Source organism: Streptomyces capitiformicae (genome assembly GCF_002214185.1).
Lineage (GTDB): Bacteria > Actinomycetota > Actinomycetes > Streptomycetales > Streptomycetaceae > Streptomyces > Streptomyces capitiformicae.
Genome location: NZ_CP022161.1, coordinates 818,162 through 842,926 on the forward strand (window position 1 = coordinate 818,162; position 24,765 = coordinate 842,926).

Below are 24,765 nucleotides of genomic sequence, written 5' to 3' on the forward strand. Positions count from 1 at the left end.
CCCCGGGTCAGCTCGCCACCAGCGCGGCCTCGCGCCGCTCGCCGCCCTCCATGACCGCGGCCACGGCCACCGGCTCGTCCACGGACGCCGTGGTGGCCGTCGGCTCCGCCCGGCCGTCCCGGGTCCGGAACAGCCAGGCGATGTCCCGGCCGAAGGACCAGAGCAGGGAGCCCAGGGCCAGCGCGACCACGGCGAAGCTCGCCGTGCGGGGCAGCAGTCCGGACGCGGCGACCAGCAGGAAGACGCCCTGGACGGCCGCGACCGTCTTGCGGGCCATGCTGTGCGGGAGGGAACCGTTCAGCCACGGCAGGAGCTTGGCGGCGGCGACGAAGACGTATCGCATCAGGCCGATCAGCAGCACCCACGGGCCGAGCGACATGGAGACGTACACGCTCAGCACGAGGATCAGGAAGGCGTCGACCTCCATGTCGAAGCGGGCGCCCAGCGCGGTCGAGGTGCCCGTCTTGCGGGCCACCTTGCCGTCGACGCCGTCGAGGATCAGGGCCACGGCGGTCAGGCTCACGAACAGCGAGACCGGCGGCGAGCTCTGGAAGGAGTCGGCGACCAGGGCCGTCACGGCGCCGACGAGTATCGCCCGGCCGAGGGTGACGCGGTTGGCGGGGCCGAAGGTGCGGGTCCGGGTGCGCAGCAGGGCGCGGTTGAGGACGGCCCAGGTGGCGAGCCCGAAGGCCAGCCCGGTCAGCCAGCCCGCCGGGCCCAGTCCGATCGCGGTGCCCAGGAAGGCGAGAAGCAGCACCTGGGCACCGGCGCCCACGGTCGTCTCCGAGAGCAACAGCCGGCCGTCGTAAGTGTTGATCAGGGCCACCGCAAACCTTCCGAACGTGTGTACAGAAACGATCATTGCCGCGTACGGTATCCGCGGCTCCCACCGCTGCGTACGTGGCGAACCGCTAAACCGTTCACGGAGACGCAAATGAAACCAACAGCTGGTTCCTTCTGGCTCCGCTCCCCAGGGCAGGGCGAGATACGTGAGGAGATCCTCTCCGGACCCGCCGAGGGTGAGGTCCTGGTCCGCGCGCTGTACTCCGGTGTCAGCCGGGGTACGGAGAGCCTCGTGTTCCGGGGGTCGGTGCCCGGGAACCAGTACGCGGCGATGCGCGCCCCGTTCCAGGAGGGCGATTTCCCCGCACCCGTGAAGTACGGCTATCTCAGCGTCGGCCGGGTCGAGGAGGGGCCGGACGAACTCGTCGGCAGGAACGTCTTCTGCCTGTATCCGCACCAGAGCCGGTACGTCGTCCCGGCGAGCGCGGTCACCGTCGTGCCGGAGTCCGTGCCCGCCGCGCGCGCCGTACTGGCCGGGACGGTCGAGACCGCCGTCAACGCCCTGTGGGACGCGGCGCCCCTCGTCGGTGACCGGATCGCCGTCGTGGGCGGCGGCATGGTCGGCTGCTCGGTGGCCGCGCTGCTGGCCCGCTACCCGGGGGTGCGGGTCCAACTCGTCGACGCCGACCCGGCGCGCGCCGACATCGCCCGCGCCCTCGGCGTGGACTTCGCGCTACCCGCAGACGCACTGGGGGAGTGCGACCTCGTCGTGCACGCCAGTGCCAACGAACAGGGGCTCGTACGGTCGCTCGAACTCCTCGCGAACGAGGGCACGGTGATCGAGCTGAGCTGGTACGGCGACCGCCGCGTCGCCCTGCCGCTCGGCGAGGCCTTCCATTCGCGCCGCCTCACCATCCGCAGCAGCCAGGTCGGCACCGTCTCCCCGGCCGGACGCCCCGGACGTACGTACGCCGACCGGCTGGCCCTCGCCCTCGAACTCCTCGCGGACGACCGCTTCGACGCGCTGGTGACCGGGGAGTGCGCCTTTGAGGAACTGCCCGAGGTCATGCCCAAGCTGACCAACGGAGAGCTGCCGGGCCTCTGTTACCGGGTCCGGTACACCGTCGAGTGACCTACCGTTGAGTCAGCGCGGCCGCCCCACCCGCCCCTGAACTGCTCGAACGGAACGCTGACCGCAGAAGAAACCGCAGAATTCGGCTGAACAACGGGTAGGGAGCAGCCGTACTACACGGCATGCCCCGGCCCGGGGGCAGACGTACCGCACTGGAGGGTCGTCCGTTGTTCAGCATCACCGTCCGCGATCACATCATGATCGCCCACAGCTTCCGCGGGGAGGTCTTCGGACCCGCGCAGCGCCTGCACGGCGCCACATTCCTCGTGGATGCCACCTTCCGGCGCGCCGAGCTGGACGACGACAACATCGTCGTAGACATCGGGCTGGCCACGCAGGAACTCGGTGCCGTGGTGAGCGAGTTGAACTACAGAAACCTCGACAACGAGCCGGACTTCGCGAACACGAACACCTCGACGGAGTTCCTGGCGAAGGTCATCGCGGACCGGCTCGCCGAGCGGATCCACAAGGGGGCCCTCGGCGAGAACGCCAAGGGCATCGCGGGAATCACGGTCACCCTGCACGAGTCGCACATCGCCTGGGCGAGTTACGAGCGTGCCCTGTGACCGACGTGACCATCGACCGGGCGGCCGTCGGCACCGCCCAGGCATACGGCAGTGCTGTCCAGACCAACGGCGGCGTCGCCCAGGGCAACGGGGGAGAGCAAGTGAGGCTCGGCTATGTGCCCGTGCAGAACGCGGCCCTCAAGCACGCCACCATCGTCCCCATGTCCCTGCGCTCCGTGCACTTCGTGCTGCCGGGCGGCGTCGACGACCTGGCCCGCCCGAGCGGCGGCAACGCCTACGACCGCCGGATCTGCCTCGACCTGCCCGGCTTCGGCTGGCAGGTGCACAAGCACGCGATCGACGGCAGCTGGCCGCGCCCGGACGAGACGGCGCGCGCCGAACTCGCCCGTACACTACGGGAACTCCCCGACGGCACGGTCGTCCTGCTCGACGGCCTGGTCGCCTGCGGAGTCCCCGAGATCGTCCTCCCCGAGGCCGAACGGCTGTGCCTGGCCGTGCTGGTGCACCTGCCGCTCGGCGACGAGACCGGCCTGGAGCCCGAGCTGGCCGCCGAACTCGACGCCAAGGAGCGGACGACGCTGCGGGGCGTGCCCGCCGTGATCGCCACCAGCGATTGGGCGGTACGGCGACTCGTGTCCCACCACGGGCTCGCTCCCGAGCGGGTCCATGTCGCCGCCCCCGGCGCCGACATCGCCCCCCTCGCCTCCGGCACCGACGGTGTCTCGCGGCTGCTGTGCGTCGCCGCGGTCACCCCCCGCAAGGGCCAGCATCGACTGGTCGAGGCACTCGCGGCCGTCACCGACCTGCCGTGGAGCTGCGTGCTCGTCGGCGGCATCGACCAGGAACCCGAGTACGTCGACCACATCCGCGCCCTGATCGCCAAGTTCGGCCTGGAGGACCGGCTGCACATCGCCGGACCGCAGGCCGGCGCGGAACTCGACGCCAGCTACGCCGCCGCCGACCTCATGGTCCTCACCTCGTACGCCGAGACGTACGGCATGGCGGTCACCGAGGCCCTCGCGCGCGGAATCCCCGTACTGGCCACGGACGTCGGCGGTCTCCCGGAGGCCGTCGGACGCGCCCCCGACGGCGGGGTGCCCGGCATCCTCGTCCCGCCGGAGAACCCCGCGGCCATTGCGGCAGAGCTGCGCGGCTGGTTCGGGGAGGCCGACGTACGGCGTCGGCTGAAGGCCGCGGCGCGCGGGCGCCGTGCCGCGCTGGACGGGTGGGCCACCACGGCCCGCAGCCTCGCCCATGTACTGGGCCGGCTGCGGCACGAACCTCGGAGGGCGGCATGACCACTTCTGCCGAGAAGACCGATCCCGGTGTGGCGCTGAGCATGGCGGGGCGCGGCGGTGACACGCCGATGCCCGAAGGACACCAGTACGCGCCGCAGTGGCTGGAGTTGCGTGAGAGCGCCGACGCCGACGCCCGCGCGGTGGACCTGCTCGACCCGCTGCGGATCCGCCTCGCGAACCTGCCGCGCCGCGCCACCGGCCTCGTCGTGCACGACCTCGGCTGCGGCACCGGCTCGATGGGCCGCTGGCTCGCGCCCCGGCTCGACGGCGCCCAGCAGTGGGTCCTGCACGACCAGGACCCCGACCTGCTGCGTCTGGCCACCGCGCGGGCGCCCCGCGCGGCCGCCGACGGCAGCTCCGTCACGGTCACCACACGGCGCGGCGACATCGGACGGCTGACGGCGGAGGACCTGGCCGGCGCCTCGCTGGTCACCGCCTCCGCGCTGCTGGACGTCCTCACCCGTGAGGAGATCGGGGCGCTCGCCGCGGCCTGCGTGGGCGCCGGCGTTCCCGCCCTGCTGACCCTCTCGGTCGTGGGCCGCGTCGACCTTGTCCCGGCCCACCCCATGGACGCCGAGATCGCCGAAGCCTTCAACGCCCACCAGCGCGCCAGCGATCTGCTCGGCCCCGATGCGATCACCGTGGCCTGCGAGGCGTTCGCCCAGCAGGGCGCGACGGTACGGGTCCATCCGAGCCCCTGGCAGCTCGACGGGCGGCACGTCGCGCTCACCGAGGAGTGGCTGCGCGGCTGGGTCGGCGCGGCCTGCGAACAGCGCCCCGATCTCACCGAGCGCGCCGACGCCTACCTCCGCGAACGCCTCCGCTCCTGCGCCGCCGGTGAACTCCACGCGGTCGTCCACCACAGCGACCTGCTGGCCCTGCCCCGACCGACGGGCGGCACCTCATGACGGCACCGGTGGAGGAGGCGGTCGCGGCCCCCACGCCGACGACGGCCGACCGCATCCGCGTACGACCCCGGGGAGTCCACGCCCGGGTGAAGGCGAGCGCGCCTTCGGCGAGGGCCCGAGTGAGCCACGGCGCCGTGGCGCTCGTCGAAGAGCGGCACGAGATATCCGCTCGCGAGGAGGACGTGAAGCCGTCCTCGTCCCTGGTGGACTGTCGTACGGAGGCGGCCACCAAGTCGCCGACCGGTCTCGCCGAATCCGAATCCGAATCCGAATCCGACACTGTCCTGGACACCGACGCCCTCGAAGCCGCTGCCCCGCCCCGCCACACCGCCAAGTTCACCCGTGCCCTGCGCGCCCACTTCGGGTCCATCGCCGGGACCGTCATCCTCGCCGTCGTCGTGTGGCGGCTCGGTACCGGGGTGTTCCTCGACGGGCTGCGGCGGATCGACGGTGGGACGCTGGTGGCGGCCGTCGCGATCGGCGTGCTGACCACCGTCTTCAGTGCCTGGCGCTGGTGTGCGGTCACGCGGGCACTGGGGCTGAGCCTGCCGCTCGGGCTGGCCGTCGCGGACTACTACCGGGCACTGTTCCTCAACGCGGCGCTGCCCGGCGGAGTTCTCGGGGATGTGCACCGGGCGGTGCGGCACGGGCAGAGCTCCGGGGACATGGGGCGCGGGGTGCGGGCCGTGGTGATCGAGCGGACCGCGGGCCAGCTGGTGCTGGCCGTCGTGGGCGTAACGGTCCTGCTGACGCTGCCCTCCCCGGTCCTGGACCAGACCCGCCAGGCGGCCGGCGTGCTGGCGCTCGCCGTGCTGGGCGCGGTGGCGATCTGGGCGGCGGTGCGGATGGGCCGGGCGCCCAGGCGCGGCGGCCGGGGCCGCCGCCTCCGGGTGCTCCTCGCCGAGTCGCGTGACGCGCTGCTGACCCGCCGCAGCGGACCCGCCGTAGTGATCTCCTCGGTGGTCGTGCTGGCCGGGTACGTGGCGATGTTCCTGCTCTCCGCACGCGTCGCCGGTTCCGCCGCGACCTGGCTGGAGGTGCTGCCGCTCGCGCTGCTGGCCCTGATCGCCATGAGCCTGCCGCTGAACGTCGGCGGCTGGGGCCCCCGGGAAGGCGTCACCGCCTGGTCTTTCGGCGCCGCGGGCCTCGGCGCCTCCCAGGGGCTGACCGTGGCCGTCGTGTACGGCGTGCTCAGCTTCGTGGCCAGCCTGCCCGGGGTTCTCGTGCTCGTCGGCCGCTGGTACGGCTCCCTGCGGGCGCGCCGTCAGTCGTCCGAGGTGACCACGGAGAAGTACGCCCCGAAGGAATCGACCAACCCTGCCAGCAGCTCCTTCCCTTTCGCAGCGGAAGCCAGCGACGGACGGCCGATGACACCGGAATCGGTGTAGGCCGACATACCGAGGGAGAGGAGATGACGGCGGTCGTCGGCAAGGAAATCGGTGGTCTCGTGACCGGGCCGGACCAATTCGGGATGGCAATGCAGAAGTATGGAGGTCTCTATTTCTCCCGCATGCATATCACTGAGCAACGAGGTCTCCACACCCGCTTGTTCGCGCGCGGCGTCCCAGTCCTCCATGGCAGGGAAAAGCGCCATTCGATGTCCCTCCGCGGTGGATTCCTGGACGACATTGCCCAGGACGTAATTCCCACCGTGCCCGTTCACCACCACGAGCGCCTCGACGCCCGAGCGACGCAGCGAAGCGGCGATGTCGCGGACCACCGCGTGCAGGGTCGTCGCGGAGATGCTCACCGTGCCCGGCCAGGCCGCGTGCTCGTGCGAGCAGGCGATGGTCACGGGCGGCAGGAGGTGCACCGGATACGCGTCGGCAATCTCCCGGGCTATGGCGCAGGCGACGAGCGTGTCGGTGGCCAGCGGCAGATACGGGCCGTGCTGCTCGAAACTGCCGACCGGAAGCACCGCGACCTGTCGGCCGGCCTCCGCCCCCCTCGCGCGGACGTCCGCGGTGGTGTCCGTCGGTACAAGACTCGAACTGCTCATCTTTTCACGGCCTTTCGTCTCTGCTGATGCTCCGTCATTTTCGCATGACGTCAGGACTCACCAGATAGGAACCAGATCATGACAGAAAATGTTGGCGTACTCGGCGCGAATGCCCAGTCCTCCGGTGCCGTACGCGTGGTGAATGCCCCGCTGCCCACGACCTACGGCGACTTCGAGGCCGTAGGCTATCTCGACCAGGACCGCGGCGAGGAACAAGTGGCGCTGGTGTACGGCGACATCAGCGGAGGCGAGGGAATTCTGATCCGGCTGCACTCCGAGTGCCTGACCGGTGACGCGTTCGGCTCCCAGCACTGCGAATGCGGGGAGCAACTCGACAGCGCGCTCCGGGCCATCGTCGCCGAGGGGCGCGGCATCCTCGTCTACCTCCGGGGTCACGAGGGCCGGGGCATAGGCCTGTTGGCCAAGCTCCAGGCGATGAAGCTCCAGGCGGAGGGCCTGGACACGGTCGAGGCGAACCTCGCCCTCGGTCTGCCGGTGGACGCCCGCGACTACCGGGTGGCCGCCGAGATGCTGCACGACCTCGGCGTACGGTCGGTGCGGCTGATGTCGAACAACCCGCGCAAGCGGGAGGCGCTGCTGCGCCACGGCATCAAGGTCTCCGAGCAGGTGCCCCTGCTGATCACGCCGTGCGAGGACAACATCACCTACCTGCGCACCAAGCGCGAGCGGCTGGACCACTACCTGCCGCATCTGGACGCGGTGGTCCACTCCTCGTGACCCCCCGCTCCTCCTGAACGCCACCGGGGTTCGCGCGGCGGCCGTCGACGGGTCCGACCCGACACCGGCCGCCGCGCCCGCCGGGCGTTCGTCTCCGTGTGTTCCGCATGAACGTTCGCCGGTGGTGGAAGACCTGACTCCGTCGGGTGGCCCGCTCCGCGGGGCCGCCATGCCCCGGCGAAAGGAGTCACGTTCTTGATCCGCAGCGCACGGGTCGTCGTCATCGGCGGCGGTGTCATGGGCACGAGCATCGCCTACCACTTGGCTTCCGCGGGCGTGGAGGACGTCGTCCTCGTCGAACGCGACGAACTCGCCTCCGGCTCCACCGCGCGGGCCGCCGGCGGGGTCCGCGCCCAGTTCTCCGACGAGCTCAACATCCAGCTCGGCGCCCGCAGCCTGGAGGCGTTCGACCGCTTCGGGCAGGAACTCGGCCACGACATCGGACTCCACCGCGTCGGCTACCTCTTCCTGCTGTCGACCCCCGATCAGGTCGCCCAGTTCGAGGCGAGCGTAGAGCTGCAGAACGACCTGGGCGTACCCAGCCGCATCCTCGACCCCGCCGAGGCCCAGCAACTCTCCCCGTTGATCAGCACCGACGGACTGCTCGCCGCCGCGTTCTCGCCCGACGACGGGCACTGCACCCCCGAGTCCGTGGTCCACGGCTACGCGGCCGGGGCCCGCCGCCACGGGGCGACCGTGCTGCGGCACTGCGAGGTCCTCGGCATCGAGACCTGGCGGGACACGATCACGGCGGTCGTCACCAACAAGGGCCGTATCGTCACCGACACGGTCGTCTGCGCGGCCGGCGCCTGGTCGCGGTCCGTCGGAGCCATGGTGGGTGTGGACCTCCCGGTGGAGCCGCTGCGCCGCCAGATCGCGGTGACGGAACCGGTCCCCGGCCTCCCGCCGAACCTCCCCATGACGATCGACTTCACCAGCAGCCTGTACTTCCACACCGAGGGCCCCGGACTGCTTCTCGGCATGTCCGACCCCGACGAGCGGCCCGGCTTCGCCACCGACACGCACGACCGCTGGATCCCCCGCCTGTGCGAGGCGATGGAGCACCGTGCGCCCGCCCTGCTCGACCTGCGCAGGACCGGCGGCTGGGCGGGCCTGTACGAGATCACTCCGGACCACAACGCCCTCATCGGCGAGGTGGGTTCCTGCTCCCGCTTCCTCTACGCGACCGGTTTCTCCGGCCATGGGTTCCTCCAGGGACCGGCGGTCGGCGAGGTGGTCCGCGACCTGTACCTCGGCCGCGTACCCTTCGTCGACATCAGCCCCTTGAGCGTCGACCGTTTCACGGTCGACGCCCTGCGTCCGGAGGCCAACCTCGTATGACCGAGCTTCACTTGTGGCTCCGCCACGAGACCCGCACCACCGAACGCCGCACTCCGATCGTGCCGTCCGACGCCCGGCGGCTCATCGAGAGCGGAGTGAGCATCACCGTCGAGGACTCCCCCCAGCGGATCTTCTCGCTGGAGGAGTACGAGGAGGCCGGCTGCCGTGTCGCCGAGGCGGGCTCGTGGGTGTCGGCGCCGCAGCACGCCGTGATCGTAGGGCTGAAGGAACTACCGGACGAACCGGCTGAGCTGACTCACCGTCATATCTTCTTCGGGCATGCCTACAAGGGGCAGCCCGGCGCCGAGGAGCTGCTGCGGAGGTTCGCGGCCGGGGGAGGGGCGCTGCTCGACCTGGAGTACCTGGTGGACGACCAGGGCCGCAGGCTCGCGGCCTTCGGTTTCTGGGCGGGCTACCTGGGCGCGGCCCTCGCGGTGCTCCACCACCGGGGCGCTCTCACCACCCCGCTCGTCCCCACGACCAAGGAGGCGATGGAGGCTGAACTCCGCGCCTCTCAGGGTGACTTGAGCGCCCTCGTGATCGGCGCCCTCGGCCGCAGCGGCCGAGGTGCGCGGGTCGCGCTCGGCGAGGCCGGTGTCGAGCCGACCTGCTGGGACCTCGCCGAGACCCGTGCCCTGGACCGACCGGCCCTGCTCGCCCATGAGCTGATGGTCAACACCGTTCTGACGACCAGCCCGGTCCCGCCCTTCCTGACGGACAAGGACCTCGACGAGCCGGACCGTCGCCTGAGGACGATCTCCGACGTCACCGTCGACGTCGGCTCACCCATGAACGTGCTGCCGATCTACGACACGACCACGGAGTGGGACCACCCCGTACGGCGGCTGCGCGAGCACCCCCCGCTCGACCTCATCGCCATCGACAACCTGCCCTCCCTGCTGCCCCGGGAGGCGAGCACCGACTTCTCTGCCGCGCTGCTGCCGCAGCTGTCGGCCTTCGAGACCAGCGGGCCGTGGGGCCGCTGCCTGGACCGGTTCCATCAGGCCTGCCGTGAACTCGGCATCACCGTAAGGGAGTTGCCCGATGACTGAGCCGGTACCGGCGAGCGGCACCGTCCACTGGGTCGGAGCGGGTCTGTCCACGGGCAGCGGTCTGGCGTCCTTGTGCGACACCGCCGCCCGGGTACGGCTGTGGCACCGCACCGAGGAACGCGCCGCACAGGCCCTGGCCGCGCAGGGCCTGACGGGCCGCGCCGAGCCCCGCGCGTACACGCCGCCGGCGCTGGCGGCCGAGCTGGCACCGGGAGACGTGGTGGTCTCCATGCTCCCGGCGCCGGAGCACGGGCCACTGCTCGGGATGTGCGTCGAGGCGCGGGCCCACTTCGCCTGCTCAAGCTACGTCTCGGACGCGGTCCTGGAGCAGGTGCCCGCGGCCGAGGCGGCCGGTGTCACCGTCCTCACCGAGGCGGGCCTCGACCCGGGCATCGACCACCTCTTCGCGCACAGCCTGATCGCCCGGGCAAGCGAGGTGATCGGCCCGGACACCGCCGCCTCATACACCCTGACCTCGTACTGTGGCGGCGTCCCGGCCGTACCCAACGACTTCCGGTACCGCTTCAGCTGGGCCCCCGCCGGGGTGCTCAACGCGTTGCGCTCACCGGCCCGATACATCGAGGACGGCGCCGAGACGACGGCCGACCGCCCCTGGACGGCCACCCGCCCCCACGTCATCGACGGTGAGACCTTCGAGGCCTACCCCAACCGCGACAGCGTTCCCTTCGTCCAGCAGTACGGCCTCCCGGCGGCCTGGAAGCCGCGGACCTTCGTGCGCGGCACCCTCCGCCTCGACGGCTGGCTGACCGCCTGGGCGCCGGTCTTCGAGGAACTCGACCGCGGCGACGACCGGCGCATCGCCGAGCTGGCTCGGGAGTTGGCGGCGCGCCACCCCACCACCGAGGCCGACCGCGACCGTGTCGTCCTCGCCGTCTCCTTCGACGTGCGCGCCGGTTCGGGCGCGCGGTGGTCCGGCCGCTACCTCCTCGACCTCATCGGCACGGAGGAGGAGAGCGCCATGGCCCGCTGCGTGTCCCGACCCCTCGCCCTCGGGATCGGACACATCCTCGACGGTTCCCTTCCCGCCGGGCTGAGCCGGGCGGCGGAGACGGGGGAGCGGTCGGAGGAGTGGCTCGACGAACTGCGCGAGGACGGGGTCGGGTTCACGCTGCGGATCGACTAGGGCCTGTCGTCACATTCCCGTCGTCGCCCGAAGGGCGGCCTCGCGCCCGCCGCGGCAGCGGCTGATGTCCGCGTAGGTGTGTGCTCTCGGCGTGCCGGGCGTAGACCCTCGCACTGGATGTACTTGGGTCTGCGCCCGGTGCGGCCGTGGGGCCCCTCCCGCTCATGGGGCCCCTCCCGCTCGAGCGAAGCCGAGAGTGGGGAGCGTGCATGGTGTCGCGAGGCAGGCGGGGGGAATGTGACGACAGGCCCTAGCGGGACGTGCCGGAAGGCCTCAGGCCACGACGGCCTCGTGGACCAGCCGCTTCAGCTCCGGGTAGATGGTGTTGGGTGTCCGGCGTCGTACCTGCGTCATGAACTGGACCGTCAGGTCACGGCGCGGGTCGACCCAGAAGGTCGTGGTGGCGGCGCCGCTCCAGCCGAAGGTGCCGAGCGAGGACGGGCTCTCGGTCACGTCCGGGTCGATCACCACGGAGACGCCGAGACCGAAGCCGACGCCGACATTGCCGGGCTGCCGGTGGAAGGGGCTGCCGTAGGAGTAGATGTCGGCGCCTCCCGGCAGTTGGTTGGTGGTCATCGTGTCGACGGTCTCGGGGGTCAGCAGCCGGACGCCGTCGAGTTCGCCGCGGCGGCGCAGGAACTCGGTGAACCGGTGGAAGTCCCGGGCGGTGGCGACCATGCCGCCGCTGCCGGACAGGAAGCGCGGCCGTCCGTGCAGGGGCAGGCCGGGCACCGGCGCGATGGAGCCGTCCTCCTGCTCGCCGTACAATTCGGCCAGTCGGCCCGCCTGTTCGGCGCTGACCTGGAAACCGGCGTCCGTCATTCCCAGCGGGCCGAAGATCCGCTCGGCGAAGAACTCGTCGAGGGCCTGCCCCGACACCACCTCGATGATCCGGCCGAGGACATTGGTGGAGACGGAGTAGTTCCACTGCGAGCCGGGCTCGAACTGCAGCGGCAGGCTCGCGTATTCCCGGCACGTCCGCGGCAGATCGGCGCCGGGCCGGACGGAGTTCTCCAGGCCCGCGTCGCGATAGAGCGCGTCCACCGGGTGGTTGTAGTAGAAGCCGAAGGTCAGGCCCGAGGTGTGGGTCATGAGGTGCCGGACGAGGATCGGCTGCCCGGCCGGGCGGGTCCGGGTGTCGGCGCCCTCGCCGGACTCGTACAAGCGTGGCTCGGCGAACTCCGGGAGGTAACGGGAGACGGGGTCCGTGAGGGAGAGGCGCCCCTCCTCGACCAGTATCAGCGCGGCCACCGACGTGACCGGCTTCGTCATCGAGTAGATCCGCCACAACGTGTCGGTCTCGACCGGCAGTTGGGCCTTCCGGTCGCGCATGCCGTACGTCGTGAGGTGGGCGGCACGGCCGTGGCGGGCGAGGGACAACAGGTAGCCGGGCAGCCGGCCGTCGTCGACCTGGTGGGCGAGGTACTCGTCCAGTCGGCCCAGAGTCTTCGGGTCGAGTCCGGCCTCGCGCGGCTCGATCTCTCGGCGCAGTCGTTCCATGGTGGTTCTCCTCCGGTCTGCCCGGGTCACGGCTCTCATAGGTGCTTGCCTTCATCGTTCCGTACGGATCGTGTTCCATCCCTCACGGGACGGGCGGGTCGGGGCATTCGCCCGGCAAGAGGCGCACCCAGCGCGGCCACGCCCGCCAGCAGGGACAATGCGGGCCCCGCGCCGAGCGGCATGAGCATGGCCGCGGCCGCCACACCCAGCGCCGGGCCGACGTTCATCGCGGTCTGCTGAAGCCCGCCCACCACCCCCGCCGCCCCGGGCGGCGCATGCCGTACGACGACGGCGGTGGCGGTGACCATGACCGCTCCGAAGCCGCCGCCCACCAGCAGAAAGCCGGCGCCGATCGCGAACGTCGACGACCCCGGTCCCAGCCGGGACAGCGTCAGCACACCGGCGGTGAGCAGCAGCGTTCCGGTGAGGGCCGTGGGGCGGGCGCCCCACCGGCGCAGAAGTACGGCCGCCACCGGCGCGCCCAGCACCATCATCACGCCGCCGGGCAGCGCGACGAGGCTTGTGCGCAGCGGATCCATGCCGAGGGCCTCCTGGAGGAGGTGACTGCCGACGAACATCGCGCCCAGCATCGCCGCCGACGCGGTCACCAGCACCCCGAGTGCCGCACCGACCGTCGCCGAGCCCAGCACGGCGGGCGGCAACAGCGGGTCGGGGACACGCCGTCCCCGGCGTACGAGGACACAGGCCACGGCGGCGGTCAGGAGCAGGCGGAGTACGCCGGCCGTCGTCCAGCCGTGCTCCGGTATCCCGACGAGGCTGTGCACGAGCGCCGCCAGGGCCACGGCGAGCAGCGCGGCGCCGGGCAGGTCGAGACGCGTGGCAGACCTCCGTGGAGCCTCAGGCGCACGTACCACCAGGGCCAACACGCCCATGACCAACGCCGGTACGACGTTCAGGAAGAACACCGCCCGCCAGCCCCAGTACGTGACCAGCACACCCCCGATCAGCGGACCGGCCGTGGCCGCCACCCCGATGGCGCTGGTCCGCAGCGCGACGGGCATCCCCAGCCGGTCGGGCGGGAACGCGGCCCGCAGCATCCCCAGCGTCGCGGGCTGCAACAGCGCCCCGAAGACCCCCTGGACGACCCGCAGCCCGATCACCCAGTCCACCCCCGGCGCGAACCCGATGCCCGCCGAGGCCGCGCCGAAGCCCAACGTCCCCCAGGCGAACACCCGTTGATGCCCGTATCGGTCACCGAGCCGCCCCGCGAACACCAGCAGACCCGCCACCGCGATCAGATAGCCGGTGCTGGTCCACTGCACCTCGACGAACGAGGCGTCGAGGTCACGCCGCAGAGCCGGCTGGGCGATGGTCAGCACGGTTCCGTCGAGGGCGACGATCACAGCCCCGAGCACGCTGTTCGCGAGGGTGAGACGGCGGTACGACGTGGACACGGTCAGGCCCGGGTCGACAGGGGCCCCGGCCCTCGCCGCCCTCATCGCTCCTCGCTCCCCAGGTGCGCGTCCAGCGCGGTGTTCAGCAAGGGTGTGAAGTCATCGGCGCCGGTGATCAGTTGAAGACTGCCCCAGGCCCACAGCTGGGCGATGCCGTACAGGTTCGCGAGCAGCGCGCCCGCGACGAGCCGGGCGTCGACGCCGGGACGGGCGCGGCCGACCAGTTCCACCAGCATGCCGAAGATCGGCATGCTGGCCTCGCGCAGCCCCAACCTGTTGCTCTCCAGCAGATCGTGACGGAACATCAGCTCGTGCATGCCCCGGTTGGTGAGCGCGAAGTCGAGATACACGCGCCCCAGCGTCGCGATCTGCTCCCGCGGGCTCGCCGTACTCTCCCCGATCGCCGCGACGCCCCTGCCCGCCAGCTCCTCGAAGCCCCGCCGCGCGATGGCCGACAGCAGTTCCAGATGGGTCGGGAAGTACCGGCGCGGCGCCCCGTGCGACACCCCCGCCCGCCGCGCGATCTCCCGCAGGGACAGCGCCTGCACGCCCTCCGCGGTCACCAACTCCACACCGACGTCTATCAGCCGGGTCCGGAGCCCGGTGTGCCGCTCGCTCATAGACACTGTCTACCAAAGGTGAGTAGACACTGTCTACCGATGGGTGTGTCCCTGCTCGGGAGAACTCGGCGACGACTGTGTCAGAGACGCCGTTCGGTGAACTCGACCCGGAGAACACGCTCACCGGTGCGGACGCCTAGGCCCGAGGCGGCCAACTCCCGGACCGCATCGCGGGTCGGGTCGGCGAGCCACCACAGGTTCACGGCGGAGCCGAGGAGCAGGGCGTCCAGGTGCGGACGGGGGGTGCCCCACGGGCGGACGGCGTGGGCCTCCAGAAGGTGGCCCCCGCGCAGCCACAGCAGACAGCGGTCGTCGTCGAGGGGCGCGACGACCACGTTCAGGTCGGGGAACCGCTCGGCGGTGCGGGCGACCCACTCCACCGGCGGGACCTCGGCGTCGACGACCGTGCGCGCGAGGACCTCCACGCTCTTGGGCGGCAGACCGAGGGGGCCGTCGTCGTTGCGTGGGCGAGGAGCGCCGCTTCGCGAGGGTGCCCGGCGGCACGGCTGCGACGCTCGGCGGAGACGAGGGCGACATGCTCCCGCAGCAGCCACTGCCGGGCGGCCCGGGCGTCGGACAGGTCGGCCGAGAGCGATTGCGTGGCTTCCGGGAGAGGCTCGGCGGTACGCGTGCGCGGCCGACGCGGATGGGTGAGTGCGGCCGCCTGCTCAGCCGCTCGGAGATAGAACGCGATCAGTTCTCGTACGGCACCGTCACGCGCGCCGGGCGGGTCTTCGGAGAGCGTCAGCTTATGCGCGTACTCCTTGACGAGATCATGAAATCTGTACACCTCAGGCCGCCGCTCCTGGATCAAATTGGCGTCGAGGAGTTCTTCGAGGATCTGTTCGCTCTCGCCCGGCGGGAGGCCGACGAGGGCGGCCACCTGCCAGTCGCCGTGCCCGGACCACACATTGGGGTGCACGGTCACCGCGATCCGGTACTCCCTGCGGGGCAGCTCGGCCAGCAGCCTCGGCAGGAGCGCGTCCAGCCGGTTGAAGGAGGAGCCGCGTCCCCACGTCGAGGAGACGAGGACCAGCTTCTGTCCGGGGCGTAGTCCGAGCGCCCTGCGGTAGCGGGACCGCAGCGGCAGACTCGCCATGATCCGGTCATGGGCCGCGTCCCCGACCACCTCGGCCGCGGGCAGGGCTTCGGGACAGGTGTCGGCCAGGACATCCAGGTCCTCCCGGTGTGCCAGGGCCAGTACCCGGGGTACGACCGTCCCGTTCCGCATCAGATAGTGCCGGCCCAGGCCACCGACGGTGCGCGGCGCCCCGGGGTCGCGGTCGTCGTCGAGCCGCGACAGCTTCATGTGTCCCGCGCCGTGCGGCAGTCGGATCAGTGGGGCGCGCAGCCGTTCGGTGCCCTGCGCCCCCGCGGCGAGGGCCAGGTCGAAGTCGGTGCGTACCGCTTCCTCCCATGGGATCACGGAGCCGAGGCGGTCGGGGAGCGAGCGCTCGGCTCCCCGGTTGAACGCGTGCGGTGCCATCGTGAACGCCACCTGGATCCGCAGATCGGACTCCAGCAGTGACAGCAGATCCCTCAGCCGCTGCCCGTACACCTCGGTGTGGACGACGACGAGGACTCTCTTGCAGCCGGTCAGCGTCAGCCATTGAGCCTTCGCCAACTTGAATTCGCAGGTCAAAGGGCTGGTGTGACCGCTGCTCGGGGTGCTCACGCTGATCGTGGGCGGGAGTCTACGGAGAAGATCATCCGTCAGCGGTTGACTTCGAGGTTCGTCAGGACGAGCAGGGCGCGCAGGAGTTGGGTGGCGCGGGCGGGGTCGGTGCGGAGCTTGGTGAGGATCCGCCAGTTCTTGAGGTGGGCAAAGCCGTGCTCGACCGGCGCACGTCCGACGGAGAGGACGCGGTTGGCTTCCTTCTGGCCTGGGGTGAGCTTGTGGGTGCGGGTGGCTGCGTAGCCGGTGACGATCACGGGGTCGAGGATGTCGTTGTCCAGGCCACGGACGCCGAGGTCGGCCAGCGCCCCGAGGCCGGCGGCGCGCAGGTGGGCCAGGATGTGGTCGTGGCGGGCGGCGGTGTTGTCGTGGGTGCGGCCGGGCCGGGCGGCGGATATTCAGATCAGGCGGCCCTTCTCGTCAGTCAGGGCGAGAAAGTACAGGCCGTGGCTGTGGTGCTTGCCGGAATGGTTTCGCCGCTCGGCCTTGCCGGTGCGCCGCCTGGTGCGGATGAGGGTGCCGTCGATCAGGACCACCTCCCCGCCCTGCTTGGCGACCTTCTTCAGAGCGCGGCCCAGGCGCGGTGCCTGGGGGCGAGCAGTCCGATCAGCTCGTCGCGCCGGCGGCGGACGGTGGACTCGGACACGTCGTTGCCACCGGCCATGTCTGCCAGGCGCTGGTCGTGGCGCAGTACGGCCAGGACGATCACCGCGATCTTCCCCGGCGGCAGGATCCGCCACCTGGACCGAATCGCTTTGAGATGGCGCCTGAGCAGATCCGCGAGGTGGTTGGCGGTGTGCGTGGACAGCGGCAGACGGCATTGGTAGACATGCGGGCAGGTGTCCTTGGCGCGCTCTTTGGTATTCGTCACATAATTCCAACAGACGCCGGGGGCACGCGGTTACGCTCGCCGCGCTTCCTCAGGGGCACAACAAGTTACTGGATGCTCCAGCGGTGGGGATGCTCGGGATCGTTGGGACAGGCGAATACGTTGAGCTCACCCCAGCGGCCCACAGTGACCTCCGTGGGAGTGGCGTAACGGTGAGTGGGCTGGTTTTGGTCCTCCAGCGGTTTCCAGCTGCCGGTGCCGCCGTCCCATTCCGAGCTGTCGATGGTCAGCAGCAGGTGCATCGGTGTCGTACAGGTCAAACAGTCCATGGGGTACGGGTCGGTCGCATGCCAGGAGGCGAAGCCGCCCACGCGCCAGCCGGGCGGGATGGACAAGTCGTACTGGTAGCCGAGCGGCTCTGTCGCGCTTTCGTCCGCCGTCTGCTCGGCCTCCCCTTCCAGGGCTTCCTCCCAGGCGTCGATCCGGGCGCACAGTTCCTCGGGCAGAAGGCCGGTGAACGGGTAGGTGAACACCTGCTCCGGGTGCAGCACACAGGGCTCGGGCACGAAGGCGTCGGACCCGACGACCAGCGGCTGTGGCGGCGTGGTCAGCACCTCGCCGACCTCCCACGACCGCCGCCAGCGCAGGTGTAGCTCCAGGTCGTACCGGCTCGGGCCGTGCGCGTTGAAGGGACACCAGAACACTTGAAGTAGATCGCAGTCGCCCGGCCCTGCCGGCAGGTCTGGCACATTCCGCCGGTACAGCTGCGCGAGGCCGATCATCGGCAGCGGGTCGGTCTCGGATGCCCCGGGGATCCGGTGCTCCCGGTACAGCTCGCCCAGGAGCTTCCGTTCCTCATCCGTCGGGCCGGGAGCCTGCTCGCGGGCCCATGCGGAAGCCAGAACCTGCCGATAGCGACGGATGTCAGCCGGGCGTCGACCACGCCCACGGCCGTGTGCCTCGCCGCATACCGGCCACGGCTCGTCCGCCGGCCACAGCATAGGACCGCCCACGGAACTGGCTGAAAGGTCTGGTATGCCCGGCCGTGGATGGAGCCGAGTTGTCGTCCCCCGAAAGACGGCCAGTTCCGGGAAGAGCGCCTCGACATCGAGAGGGCGCGCGGGCGTGGTCCTCGTCATGGACGCGACCTTAGACGCCTGAAAGCTCCGGTCACCGAGCACCCCCGGCAGCTTTACCCCAGCACCGGCGCTGTCAGAGCCCGTTTTCGTGTAACAGAGCCAATCAGGCGGCTGCGTCACCGCTCATAGGCGGGTGGTGAACTGGCCGTCGGGCATTTTCCGCAGCCAGCCGCGGTCAGTCAGTCTGACCAGCCTCCCTCGCAGCGGTTCCAGCTTGGACCGCACGCTGACGTCCACTCCCAGCATCTCGCCGACCTGCCGAGTCATGACCGGTCCGCCGGCCTGTCGCACGGCGGCGAGGATGCGCTGGTAGTCCGGCGGGAGCATGGTCGCCTCCACGCCCGGCTCGCGGTGCGGGATCAGCATCACCGCTCGGCCGCCCACCTGCACGGGAGCCGGCACGATCGAAGCGCGTTCGTCGGCGAGCTGCTCACTCACCCGCTCAAAGACACGTTCGGCGACGGCGAGTTCGTCCCGCTCTGTTCGCACCTCCGCCAGCTGCTTGACCAGCTGCTCTTCGAGTTCAACCAGTTCCACACGTCGTGCGGTGATCCGTTCCAGCAGCTCGGGATCCAGCATGCACAGGATCGTAGAAGGCCGTCCGGCCGCAGCGGGCAAGAACTGGCGAACCAACCGCCCCGCCAGACGATCTTCTCCGCAGACTGACGCCCACGACCAGCATGAGCACCCCGACAGACCGGCACACCAGCCCTTTGACCAGCGACTTCAAGTTGGCGGAGGCTCAGGGCAGGACCTCCGCATCAGGGATCGCTGCCCATGGACGCCTAAGATCACCCGCGATTCCGATCCGCCAGAGGCCCTCTAGCCTCGCGCTTTCACGAGCATGCCTGTCCATGCCTTGGTCAAATAAGCAGAGAGTGCTCCTGACTTGCAACGATGGGACTTGTCGAGGGCCCTGCCAGCTGCACGGAAAGAAGCACTCTCCAGGTGAGCAAGCGTATCGGGCTGTATCCGCGTGTCCGCGTCGAGGGCGGTGGCAGCGGAGCGGTCTCGCAGGCCGGTGCCGTGCTGCTGGTCGAGACGGTCCGCAAGGTGGGCCTGGACCCCACGATATGGGCGGCACTGGCGCCGTGGCGCAAGCCGCGGGCAGTGCACGACCCGGGCAAGGTCCTGCTGGATGTCGCGCTCGGAGTCGCTCGGGGCGGGGACTGCCTCGCCGACGTCGCCCTGCTGCGGGCCGAGGCGGACGTGTTCGGCCCGGTGGCGTCCGACCCCACGGCTCCCGGCTCATCGGCGCCCTGGCCGCAGCCGGACCGAAGGCGCTCGCAGCGATCCGGTCGGCGCGGGCCGAAGGGCGGGCCCGTGTCTGGGAACTGGCCGGGGCGAACGGTCCGGCCGCTGGCGGGCAGGTGATCGTGGACATCGACGGGGGCTGGTCCTTGCGCACTCCGAGCAGCAGGACACCACCGCGACCTGGAAGAAGACCTTCGGCCATCACCCGCTCGTCGCGTTCGTCGACCACGGCCCAGCCGGTTCCGGAGAGCCGGTAGCCACCCTGCTGCGGCCCGGCAACGCCGGCTCCAACACCGCCTCCGACCACATCGCGACCGCCCAACTCGCCCTGGCGCAACTCCCCAAACACCTGCGGCGGGGACGGCAGACACTGATCCGCACCGACTCCGCCGGCGGCACCCACGCCTTCCTCGACTGGCTCTCCAAGCCTGGCCGGTGGCTGTCCTATTCCGTCGGATTGACCATCACCGACGCCATCCACCAGGCCGTGCTGAAGATCCCGAAGAAGGCGTGGACACCCGCCTATGACACCGACGGCACCGAACGGCCCGGCGCCTGGGTCGAAGAGATCACCGACATACCCGACCTGACCACCTGGCCCAAGGACATGCGGCTGCCCCCTCTTGGAACGAGAGAAGCCGGGACACGCCGGCTGCCTGCCACAGACCGCGTGCGTGGCCCCTCAAATCCTCATACACCAGCATTCACTTCGTCATGTGTCCGGCGTCACCCTCGAATCCGAAAATTTACCGGCGAGTAAGGATATTTGACCCTGGTTGTCGAGCCGAATCGATCCTAGGTTCACCAATGTCATTCACGGACACCGGTTGGGAAACCGTCGTCGCGAGTCGACGGTCCCGTTGAGAGAGTAAGGGGATCAACGATGGCAGGCGGCAGGTCACGTAACAAGCGGCGATTCAAGATCCGGCTGATCGCCGGATTGGCAGCAGTCGGACTGTCTGGCATCGCCGTGTTCACGGCGAATGCCGCCGACAATACCATCGACGGCACCCTCGACTACGTCGCACTCGGAGATTCGTACTCCTCTGGCCACGGCGCGAGCAGTACGTACACGGGGGCCGCCAACACCACCTGCAAGAGGAACGACTTGGCCTATCCGAATGTCTTCTTCGCGAAATACGTGGCCTCCGAACAGCCGTCCAAGTCGTCCAGCATGTTCAACGGGGCGTGCACCGGGGCGAAGATACAGGATGTCATTGACGACCAGCTCGGCAGTGTAACAGGCTCTGTCGAAATGGTGACCATCACTATTGGTGGGAATGATGTGCACTTCGCCGACGTCGCCAGAACCTGTGTCCTGAACGGTTCGGCGGTCTGCGCACAGGCGTTGAACGAAGCCAGTCCGAAAATTCCGACGCTGCGGCAGCCGCTCACCGATCTCCTCGCTCAGATACGCAGCCGGGCGCCGATCGCCAACATCGTCATTTCCGGGTATCCGAAAATTTTCGCCACCGGAGATTGCGGCGCCTTGTCCATCTCGGAAGACAACCGGGACCGCATGAGGGGCCTTCAAGAATTGATGAATGACCTGATCCGGGAAGTGGCGGCGGCCAGCGATCGGGTTCAGTACGCCGATCCGGATGGCCTCTTCAACGGCCACCGGGTGTGTGACACCGGCGATCTGTGGATCAATCAGGTGAGCGACGCAATCGCGCAGCTGGATACCGGGGCGGCCTACCACCCCAACGCGAACGGCCACGCGGCCATGGCCGACGCGGTCTTCCAGGCCGCCCTGGGCGGCGCCATCGGGCCCCAGGCCAGCTAGCCATCCACCTCAGGACCGATCATTCCGGTCCGCGCCAATTCCTGTAAGGAGTGCACCCACTCATGCCCCCCAAAGGCTCTCGCGCTCGACGTCCTCGGCCTCTCAAGGCCGCCGCCTTCGGCCTCGGGCTGCTCACCGTCCTCAGCGTCGCCGGCATCGGTATCGCCAACGAGGACAGCGGCAGAGCCAGTACCGCCAACACTGTGAAGGCTGCTGATGCCAGTCGGCGCGACGAGGTCTTCGATCTTGTTAATGCCGCCAACATCCCTGGGCTGGACGCCTTCTCAGTCGGCATCGATCCGATTGCAGAAAAGATCGGTGTGCACCTATTTGTCCCAGAGGGCCTGCCGGTCGCTGCGGAGGCAGCACTCAAATTCGGTGACGATGTCACGGTAACCGTCCAGGAAGCTTCGGCGCCGGTCCCGCATATCAACGTGAGCGGCGGTGCGTCGATCGGTAACGTCGGTTTTGGGACATGCACGGCGGCTTTCGCTGTCGGGCTCGCCAACGGGCAGTCGGGATTCCTCACCGCTGGACACTGTTTCAGCCCCCAGACCGCCGCCAACCAGCAGACCGTCCTGATCGGCTCGGTGGGGGCAACCGGGCACTCATTCAATTACGGCCCGTCCGATCACGGAATATACGCCCTGAACGACAGCCCCAACACCAACGACGCGTTGCCCCAGGTCACTGACGACAACGGGACCCACCCGGTCCGGGGAATCACCGAACCGACAGTCGGCACGGAGATCTGCAAGCACGGCATCACCACCGGAACGACCTGCGGGAAGGTGACTCTCGTGAACACCCGGGTCACCTATGCAGCGTCGAATACCCGGCCGAGTACGCAGATAAACGGTGTGATCCAGAGCGATCTGTGCTCGGAGCCCGGCGACAGTGGCAGTGCGGTCTATACCCGACCGGCGGCAGGCAACAACACCGCTGTCAACGCCGTCGCAGTCCACAGTGGAGGAAGCACCTTCAAGCAAGGTACCAAGCAAGTGTGCGGCGAGAAGGCGGGATTTAACAACGTCGCCTACCACGTCCCGCTGTCCGCCACCCCCGCCAAGAGCACCAACCCGTTCGATGACGTCTTCATCAAGGTCGCTCCCTGACCTCCAATGTGACGGCGGCTTCCCGAGGCCCAACGGTCCGTCAGATCCGGGGACTCGAGGATCGTTGCAAAACAGGTTCGGTTGATCAGGCCGCGAGCGGTTTGGACAGACGCTCGGCCGGGGTTTCCCGGCCGAGCGTCTTGCGTGGGCGGCCGATGAGTTCGGCGGCGACAGTGTCCAGCTCCTCGCGGGTATGGCGGGAAAGGTCAGTGACCTCTTTCCCACCTGCTGATCGGTCAGCTGGTTGATGCCCTGCCGTACTCAACGACGAAGCTCCTGGTGGACGGGCTCACGACCAAGATCACCCGCAGTCACCAGGAGCTTCGCGTGCTTGTCTACCCGTCGCCGATCGACCTGCCGGTCGCACCCTTCGGTGCCTGACCGGACAACTCGTCTCCCGGCGCCGGCAGACCGGGACCGGTGGCCACGCCTCGCACCCCCGGGCACCTGGTGGCCGCCGTACGCCTGGTGCAGTCCGGCGACGCCCTGCTCGCGCCCACGATCACCCGCCGCCTGATCGAGCGCTTCGCCCACCGCGAGGAAGCCCGCCCGGCCGGGAGCCACCGAGACCTGTCCGGACTGACCCCGCGCGAGCTCTAGCCTCGCGCTTTCATGAAGCGGGCTGTCCGGCAGGCGGTCAGGAAAGCAGAAAGTGCCTCTGACCAGCAAGAATGAGGATTGTCGAGGTCCTTGTTCCTGCCACCGCCGGAGGCACTTCCCAGGTGAAGCACTCTATCGGGTCCTACCCCCGCGTCCGTGGCCAGGACGACGGCCGCCAGGTTGTCTCCGAGGCTGGGTCGGTCCTGCTCGTCGAAACGGTTCGCAAGACCGGTCTTGACCAGGCCATTTCCCAGGCTCTGGCTCCGTGGCGCAAACCGCGGGCCGTCCACGATCCCGGCAAGGCCCTCCTGGACGTCGCCCTGGCGGTCGCGCTGGGCGGGGACTGCCTCGCGGACGTCGCGATGCTGCGGTGCGAGCCGGCCGTCTTCGGCCCGGTCGCCTCCGACCTGACCATTTCCCGCCTGATCGACACCCTCGCCGCTTCCGGCGAGAAAGCCCTGCAGGCCATCCGGTCCGCACAGTCCAAAGTCCGCCATCGTGCCTGGTCATTGGCTGGCACGAACGCCCCGGACGCCGACGGCCAGGTCGTCATCGATCTCGACGGCGTCCTCGTGATCGCCCACTCCGACAAGGAGGACGCGGCCGCGACCTGGAAGAAGACCTACGGCCATCACCCCCTGACGGCCTTCGTCGACCATGGTCCGGGCGGAACCGGTGAGCCCGTTGCCGCCCTCCTCAGGCCGGGAAACGCGGGCTCGAACACGGCAGCCGACCACATCGCCACCGCCCAACTCGCCCTGGCTCAACTGCCGAAGCACTACCGGCGAGGGCGGCAGACCCTGATCCGCACCGACTCCGCGGGCGGCACCCACGACTTCGTTTCCTGGCTCGCCCAGCGGGGGCGATGGCTGTCCTACTCGGTCGGCATGGTGATCACCGAAGCGATCCACGAACTCGTGCTGAAGGTCCCCGCCTCAGCCTGGACACCGGCCGTCGAGACCGACGGTCAGGCCCGTGACGGGGCCTGGGTCGCCGAGCTCACCGGCAAGCTCCTGGACGGTTGGCCCAAGGGCATGCGACTGATCGTCCGAAAGGAACGGCCCCACCCTGGCGCCCAGTTGAGAATCACGGACGCGGACGGCGTGCGGATCACATGCTTCGCGACCAACACCCCCCACCGGCAGATCGCCGCCCTCGAGCTCCGTCACCGGCTGCGGGCCCGGGCCGAGGACCGGATCCGGACCGCCCGGGCAACCGGCCTGCGCAACGTGCGTCGTGAATACGCAGGTCACGGGTCTTGTGTGAGTGACTATTCGGGTACTCGTGCCGGTCGGCAGCTGATGACTATGCCGTAGATCATCGGGCGGGTCCGGTTCCGACGGTCTGCCGGGTTCGGCTGCGCCCGTGACCGACCCCCGCCTACGATCCGTCAGCAGGTCGGCACGCCATGAGATCGCGGGAGGCTGTGGGGATGCAGGAGCGGTAGTGGATCACCGCTCGCCGAAGCGAACTGGACGCCCTCGCCGAGCAATTGACCAAGCAGTTGCAGGAGGTGCAGGTCGAGCGGAAGGAACTGGCGATCGCGGAGCGGGTGTTGAATCGTTTGGCCGAGCTGGCCCAGGCCGATGTCGAGGCGGTAGCTCCGGTGTCGGCGAACGTGGCCGGGCGAGCGGTACTGCTGATCCCGCAGCGACGCGGCCGACGAGGGTGCGCTGCCGGACGACTACCGCAAGATCCTGGCGATCGTGCGGGAGGCGGACGGCCCGGTGCAGGTCAGGGCGGTCGGCGAGCGACTGGGCCTGGACCCATCGGTGCGCGGCAAGCTGGAGCCGCTGCGGGCGAAGATGACCAAGCTCGCCGACCGCGGCTGGCTGCACAAGCGCCCTGACGGGCGGTTCATCGCACGTTCGTAGCCGCGCGGGCGGGGGCGTAACCGGCGGGCCCCCGGG

23 protein-coding genes and 5 pseudogenes are annotated in these 24,765 nt (G+C 69.8%); 15 read left to right on the top strand and 13 right to left on the bottom strand.

Annotated features, from left to right (window positions below; all coding sequences use genetic code 11):
* Nucleotides 1-7: 7 nt before the first annotated feature.
* Nucleotides 8-826, bottom strand: coding sequence for a CDP-alcohol phosphatidyltransferase family protein (locus CES90_RS03545; protein WP_189783193.1), 819 nt, complete (start codon nt 824-826; stop codon nt 8-10).
* Nucleotides 827-934: 108 nt separating this feature from the next.
* On the opposite strand from CES90_RS03545, the gene CES90_RS03550 reads away from it, so the two are divergent.
* The 5 genes and pseudogenes from CES90_RS03550 to CES90_RS49255 form a co-directional block, all read left to right on the top strand.
* Nucleotides 935-1,915 (top strand): zinc-dependent alcohol dehydrogenase, encoded by a 981-nt coding sequence (locus CES90_RS03550; RefSeq protein WP_189783080.1) that lies wholly within the window; start codon nt 935-937, stop codon nt 1,913-1,915.
* Between the two features lie 167 nt (nt 1,916-2,082).
* Nucleotides 2,083-2,481, top strand: a complete 399-nt coding sequence (locus CES90_RS03555; RefSeq protein ID WP_009320081.1) for a 6-pyruvoyl trahydropterin synthase family protein — start codon at nt 2,083-2,085, stop codon at nt 2,479-2,481.
* Nucleotides 2,478-3,740: a glycosyltransferase family 4 protein gene (locus tag CES90_RS03560; RefSeq protein WP_189783079.1), complete on the top strand. Its 1,263-nt coding sequence runs from the start codon at nt 2,478-2,480 to the stop codon at nt 3,738-3,740. Before CES90_RS03555 ends, CES90_RS03560 begins: the two co-directional genes overlap by 4 nt.
* Nucleotides 3,737-4,648, top strand: a complete 912-nt coding sequence (locus CES90_RS03565) for a methyltransferase domain-containing protein (RefSeq protein ID WP_373313331.1) — start codon at nt 3,737-3,739, stop codon at nt 4,646-4,648. The genes CES90_RS03560 and CES90_RS03565 overlap by 4 nt, the downstream gene beginning before the upstream one ends.
* Nucleotides 4,645-5,805 (top strand): annotated as a pseudogene (locus CES90_RS49255) (lysylphosphatidylglycerol synthase transmembrane domain-containing protein); the annotation flags it as partial. The gene CES90_RS03565 and the pseudogene CES90_RS49255, both read left to right, overlap by 4 nt.
* A gap of 107 nt (nt 5,806-5,912) precedes the next feature.
* Here the strand turns inward: CES90_RS49255 and CES90_RS03570 are convergent.
* On the bottom strand, nt 5,913-6,647 hold the full coding sequence (locus CES90_RS03570; protein ID WP_189783078.1) for a creatininase family protein: 735 nt from the start codon (nt 6,645-6,647) through the stop codon (nt 5,913-5,915).
* A 78-nt stretch (nt 6,648-6,725) separates the two neighbouring features.
* Between CES90_RS03570 and ribA the strand changes: the two genes are divergently transcribed.
* From ribA to CES90_RS03590, 4 genes are all read left to right on the top strand, one after another.
* Nucleotides 6,726-7,385: a GTP cyclohydrolase II gene (gene ribA, locus CES90_RS03575; protein ID WP_189783077.1), complete on the top strand. Its 660-nt coding sequence runs from the start codon at nt 6,726-6,728 to the stop codon at nt 7,383-7,385.
* Between the two features lie 195 nt (nt 7,386-7,580).
* Nucleotides 7,581-8,726, top strand: coding sequence for an NAD(P)/FAD-dependent oxidoreductase (locus tag CES90_RS03580; protein ID WP_189783076.1), 1,146 nt, complete (start codon nt 7,581-7,583; stop codon nt 8,724-8,726).
* Entirely contained in the window at nt 8,723-9,778 is a 1,056-nt protein-coding gene (locus CES90_RS03585) for a saccharopine dehydrogenase (RefSeq protein WP_189783075.1), read from the top strand. Before CES90_RS03580 ends, CES90_RS03585 begins: the two co-directional genes overlap by 4 nt.
* Nucleotides 9,771-10,922: a saccharopine dehydrogenase family protein gene (locus tag CES90_RS03590; RefSeq protein ID WP_189783074.1), complete on the top strand. Its 1,152-nt coding sequence runs from the start codon at nt 9,771-9,773 to the stop codon at nt 10,920-10,922. The genes CES90_RS03585 and CES90_RS03590 overlap by 8 nt, the downstream gene beginning before the upstream one ends.
* A 273-nt stretch (nt 10,923-11,195) precedes the next feature.
* Here CES90_RS03590 and CES90_RS03595 read toward each other — a convergent pair whose 3' ends face one another.
* From CES90_RS03595 to CES90_RS03630, 10 genes are all read right to left on the bottom strand, one after another.
* Nucleotides 11,196-12,422: a serine hydrolase domain-containing protein gene (locus CES90_RS03595; protein ID WP_189783073.1), complete on the bottom strand. Its 1,227-nt coding sequence runs from the start codon at nt 12,420-12,422 to the stop codon at nt 11,196-11,198.
* 35 nt (nt 12,423-12,457) lie between these two features.
* A complete protein-coding gene (locus tag CES90_RS03600; RefSeq protein ID WP_189783072.1) occupies nt 12,458-13,882 on the bottom strand; it encodes an MFS transporter in 1,425 nt (474 codons plus the stop codon).
* Nucleotides 13,879-14,457 carry a TetR/AcrR family transcriptional regulator gene (locus CES90_RS03605; protein WP_189783071.1) on the bottom strand — a complete coding sequence of 193 codons (579 nt, stop codon included), beginning with the start codon at nt 14,455-14,457 and terminating at the stop codon, nt 13,879-13,881. The genes CES90_RS03600 and CES90_RS03605 overlap by 4 nt, the downstream gene beginning before the upstream one ends.
* An 80-nt stretch (nt 14,458-14,537) precedes the next feature.
* Nucleotides 14,538-14,837, bottom strand: coding sequence for a hypothetical protein (locus CES90_RS03610; protein ID WP_189783070.1), 300 nt, complete (start codon nt 14,835-14,837; stop codon nt 14,538-14,540).
* Nucleotides 14,795-16,132, bottom strand: a complete 1,338-nt coding sequence (locus CES90_RS03615; protein WP_208921400.1) for a hypothetical protein — start codon at nt 16,130-16,132, stop codon at nt 14,795-14,797. The genes CES90_RS03610 and CES90_RS03615 overlap by 43 nt, the downstream gene beginning before the upstream one ends.
* Nucleotides 16,133-16,170: 38 nt before the next feature.
* On the bottom strand, nt 16,171-16,530 hold the full coding sequence (locus CES90_RS49260; RefSeq protein ID WP_332836425.1) for a transposase family protein: 360 nt from the start codon (nt 16,528-16,530) through the stop codon (nt 16,171-16,173).
* Nucleotides 16,531-16,668: a transposase family protein gene (locus CES90_RS49265; RefSeq protein WP_229913810.1), complete on the bottom strand. Its 138-nt coding sequence runs from the start codon at nt 16,666-16,668 to the stop codon at nt 16,531-16,533. It abuts the gene before it with no gap.
* Nucleotides 16,669-16,694: 26 nt separating this feature from the next.
* On the bottom strand, nt 16,695-17,003 hold the full coding sequence (locus CES90_RS49270; protein WP_229913809.1) for a hypothetical protein: 309 nt from the start codon (nt 17,001-17,003) through the stop codon (nt 16,695-16,697).
* 65 nt (nt 17,004-17,068) lie between these two features.
* Nucleotides 17,069-18,100: a hypothetical protein gene (locus CES90_RS03625; protein WP_189783068.1), complete on the bottom strand. Its 1,032-nt coding sequence runs from the start codon at nt 18,098-18,100 to the stop codon at nt 17,069-17,071.
* Between the two features lie 123 nt (nt 18,101-18,223).
* Complete coding sequence (locus CES90_RS03630) at nt 18,224-18,679, bottom strand: hypothetical protein (RefSeq protein ID WP_189783067.1); 456 nt, start codon at nt 18,677-18,679, stop codon at nt 18,224-18,226.
* 369 nt (nt 18,680-19,048) lie between these two features.
* On the opposite strand from CES90_RS03630, the pseudogene CES90_RS03635 reads away from it, so the two are divergent.
* From CES90_RS03635 to CES90_RS03645, 3 genes and pseudogenes are all read left to right on the top strand, one after another.
* Nucleotides 19,049-19,970, top strand: a pseudogene (locus CES90_RS03635) (IS1380 family transposase); the annotation flags it as partial.
* Between the two features lie 267 nt (nt 19,971-20,237).
* A complete protein-coding gene (locus CES90_RS03640) occupies nt 20,238-21,140 on the top strand; it encodes an SGNH/GDSL hydrolase family protein (protein ID WP_229913808.1) in 903 nt (300 codons plus the stop codon).
* Between the two features lie 62 nt (nt 21,141-21,202).
* Nucleotides 21,203-22,255, top strand: a complete 1,053-nt coding sequence (locus tag CES90_RS03645; protein WP_189783066.1) for a S1 family peptidase — start codon at nt 21,203-21,205, stop codon at nt 22,253-22,255.
* Nucleotides 22,256-22,340: 85 nt separating this feature from the next.
* Here the strand turns inward: CES90_RS03645 and CES90_RS49275 are convergent.
* Nucleotides 22,341-22,466, bottom strand: a pseudogene (locus tag CES90_RS49275) (IS30 family transposase); the annotation flags it as partial.
* 224 nt (nt 22,467-22,690) lie between these two features.
* On the opposite strand from CES90_RS49275, the pseudogene CES90_RS03650 reads away from it, so the two are divergent.
* The 3 genes and pseudogenes from CES90_RS03650 to CES90_RS03660 all read left to right on the top strand — a co-directional run.
* A pseudogene (locus CES90_RS03650) lies at nt 22,691-22,852 on the top strand (DNA-binding response regulator); the annotation flags it as partial.
* Nucleotides 22,853-22,977: 125 nt separating this feature from the next.
* A pseudogene (locus tag CES90_RS03655) lies at nt 22,978-24,087 on the top strand (IS1380 family transposase); the annotation flags it as partial.
* A 474-nt stretch (nt 24,088-24,561) separates the two neighbouring features.
* Nucleotides 24,562-24,729 carry a hypothetical protein gene (locus CES90_RS03660; RefSeq protein ID WP_229913807.1) on the top strand — a complete coding sequence of 56 codons (168 nt, stop codon included), beginning with the start codon at nt 24,562-24,564 and terminating at the stop codon, nt 24,727-24,729.
* Nucleotides 24,730-24,765 lie beyond the last annotated feature (36 nt).

Bases quoted from the DNA above. Each gene is read 5' to 3' on its own strand.
- CES90_RS03590 (WP_189783074.1), top strand. From the start codon at position 9,771: ATGACTGAGCCGGTACCGGCGAGCGGCACCGTCCACTGGGTCGGAGCG.
- CES90_RS03595 (WP_189783073.1), bottom strand. From the start codon at position 12,422: ATGGAACGACTGCGCCGAGAGATCGAGCCGCGCGAGGCCGGACTCGAC.
- CES90_RS03630 (WP_189783067.1), bottom strand. From the start codon at position 18,679: ATGCTGGATCCCGAGCTGCTGGAACGGATCACCGCACGACGTGTGGAA.
- CES90_RS03600 (WP_189783072.1), bottom strand. From the start codon at position 13,882: ATGAGGGCGGCGAGGGCCGGGGCCCCTGTCGACCCGGGCCTGACCGTG.
- CES90_RS03550 (WP_189783080.1), top strand. From the start codon at position 935: ATGAAACCAACAGCTGGTTCCTTCTGGCTCCGCTCCCCAGGGCAGGGC.
- CES90_RS03645 (WP_189783066.1), top strand. From the start codon at position 21,203: ATGCCCCCCAAAGGCTCTCGCGCTCGACGTCCTCGGCCTCTCAAGGCC.
- CES90_RS03570 (WP_189783078.1), bottom strand. From the start codon at position 6,647: ATGAGCAGTTCGAGTCTTGTACCGACGGACACCACCGCGGACGTCCGC.
- CES90_RS03625 (WP_189783068.1), bottom strand. From the start codon at position 18,100: ATGACGAGGACCACGCCCGCGCGCCCTCTCGATGTCGAGGCGCTCTTC.
- CES90_RS03640 (WP_229913808.1), top strand. From the start codon at position 20,238: ATGGCAGGCGGCAGGTCACGTAACAAGCGGCGATTCAAGATCCGGCTG.
- CES90_RS03565 (WP_373313331.1), top strand. From the start codon at position 3,737: ATGACCACTTCTGCCGAGAAGACCGATCCCGGTGTGGCGCTGAGCATG.
- CES90_RS03585 (WP_189783075.1), top strand. From the start codon at position 8,723: ATGACCGAGCTTCACTTGTGGCTCCGCCACGAGACCCGCACCACCGAA.
- ribA (WP_189783077.1), top strand. From the start codon at position 6,726: ATGACAGAAAATGTTGGCGTACTCGGCGCGAATGCCCAGTCCTCCGGT.
- CES90_RS03605 (WP_189783071.1), bottom strand. From the start codon at position 14,457: ATGAGCGAGCGGCACACCGGGCTCCGGACCCGGCTGATAGACGTCGGT.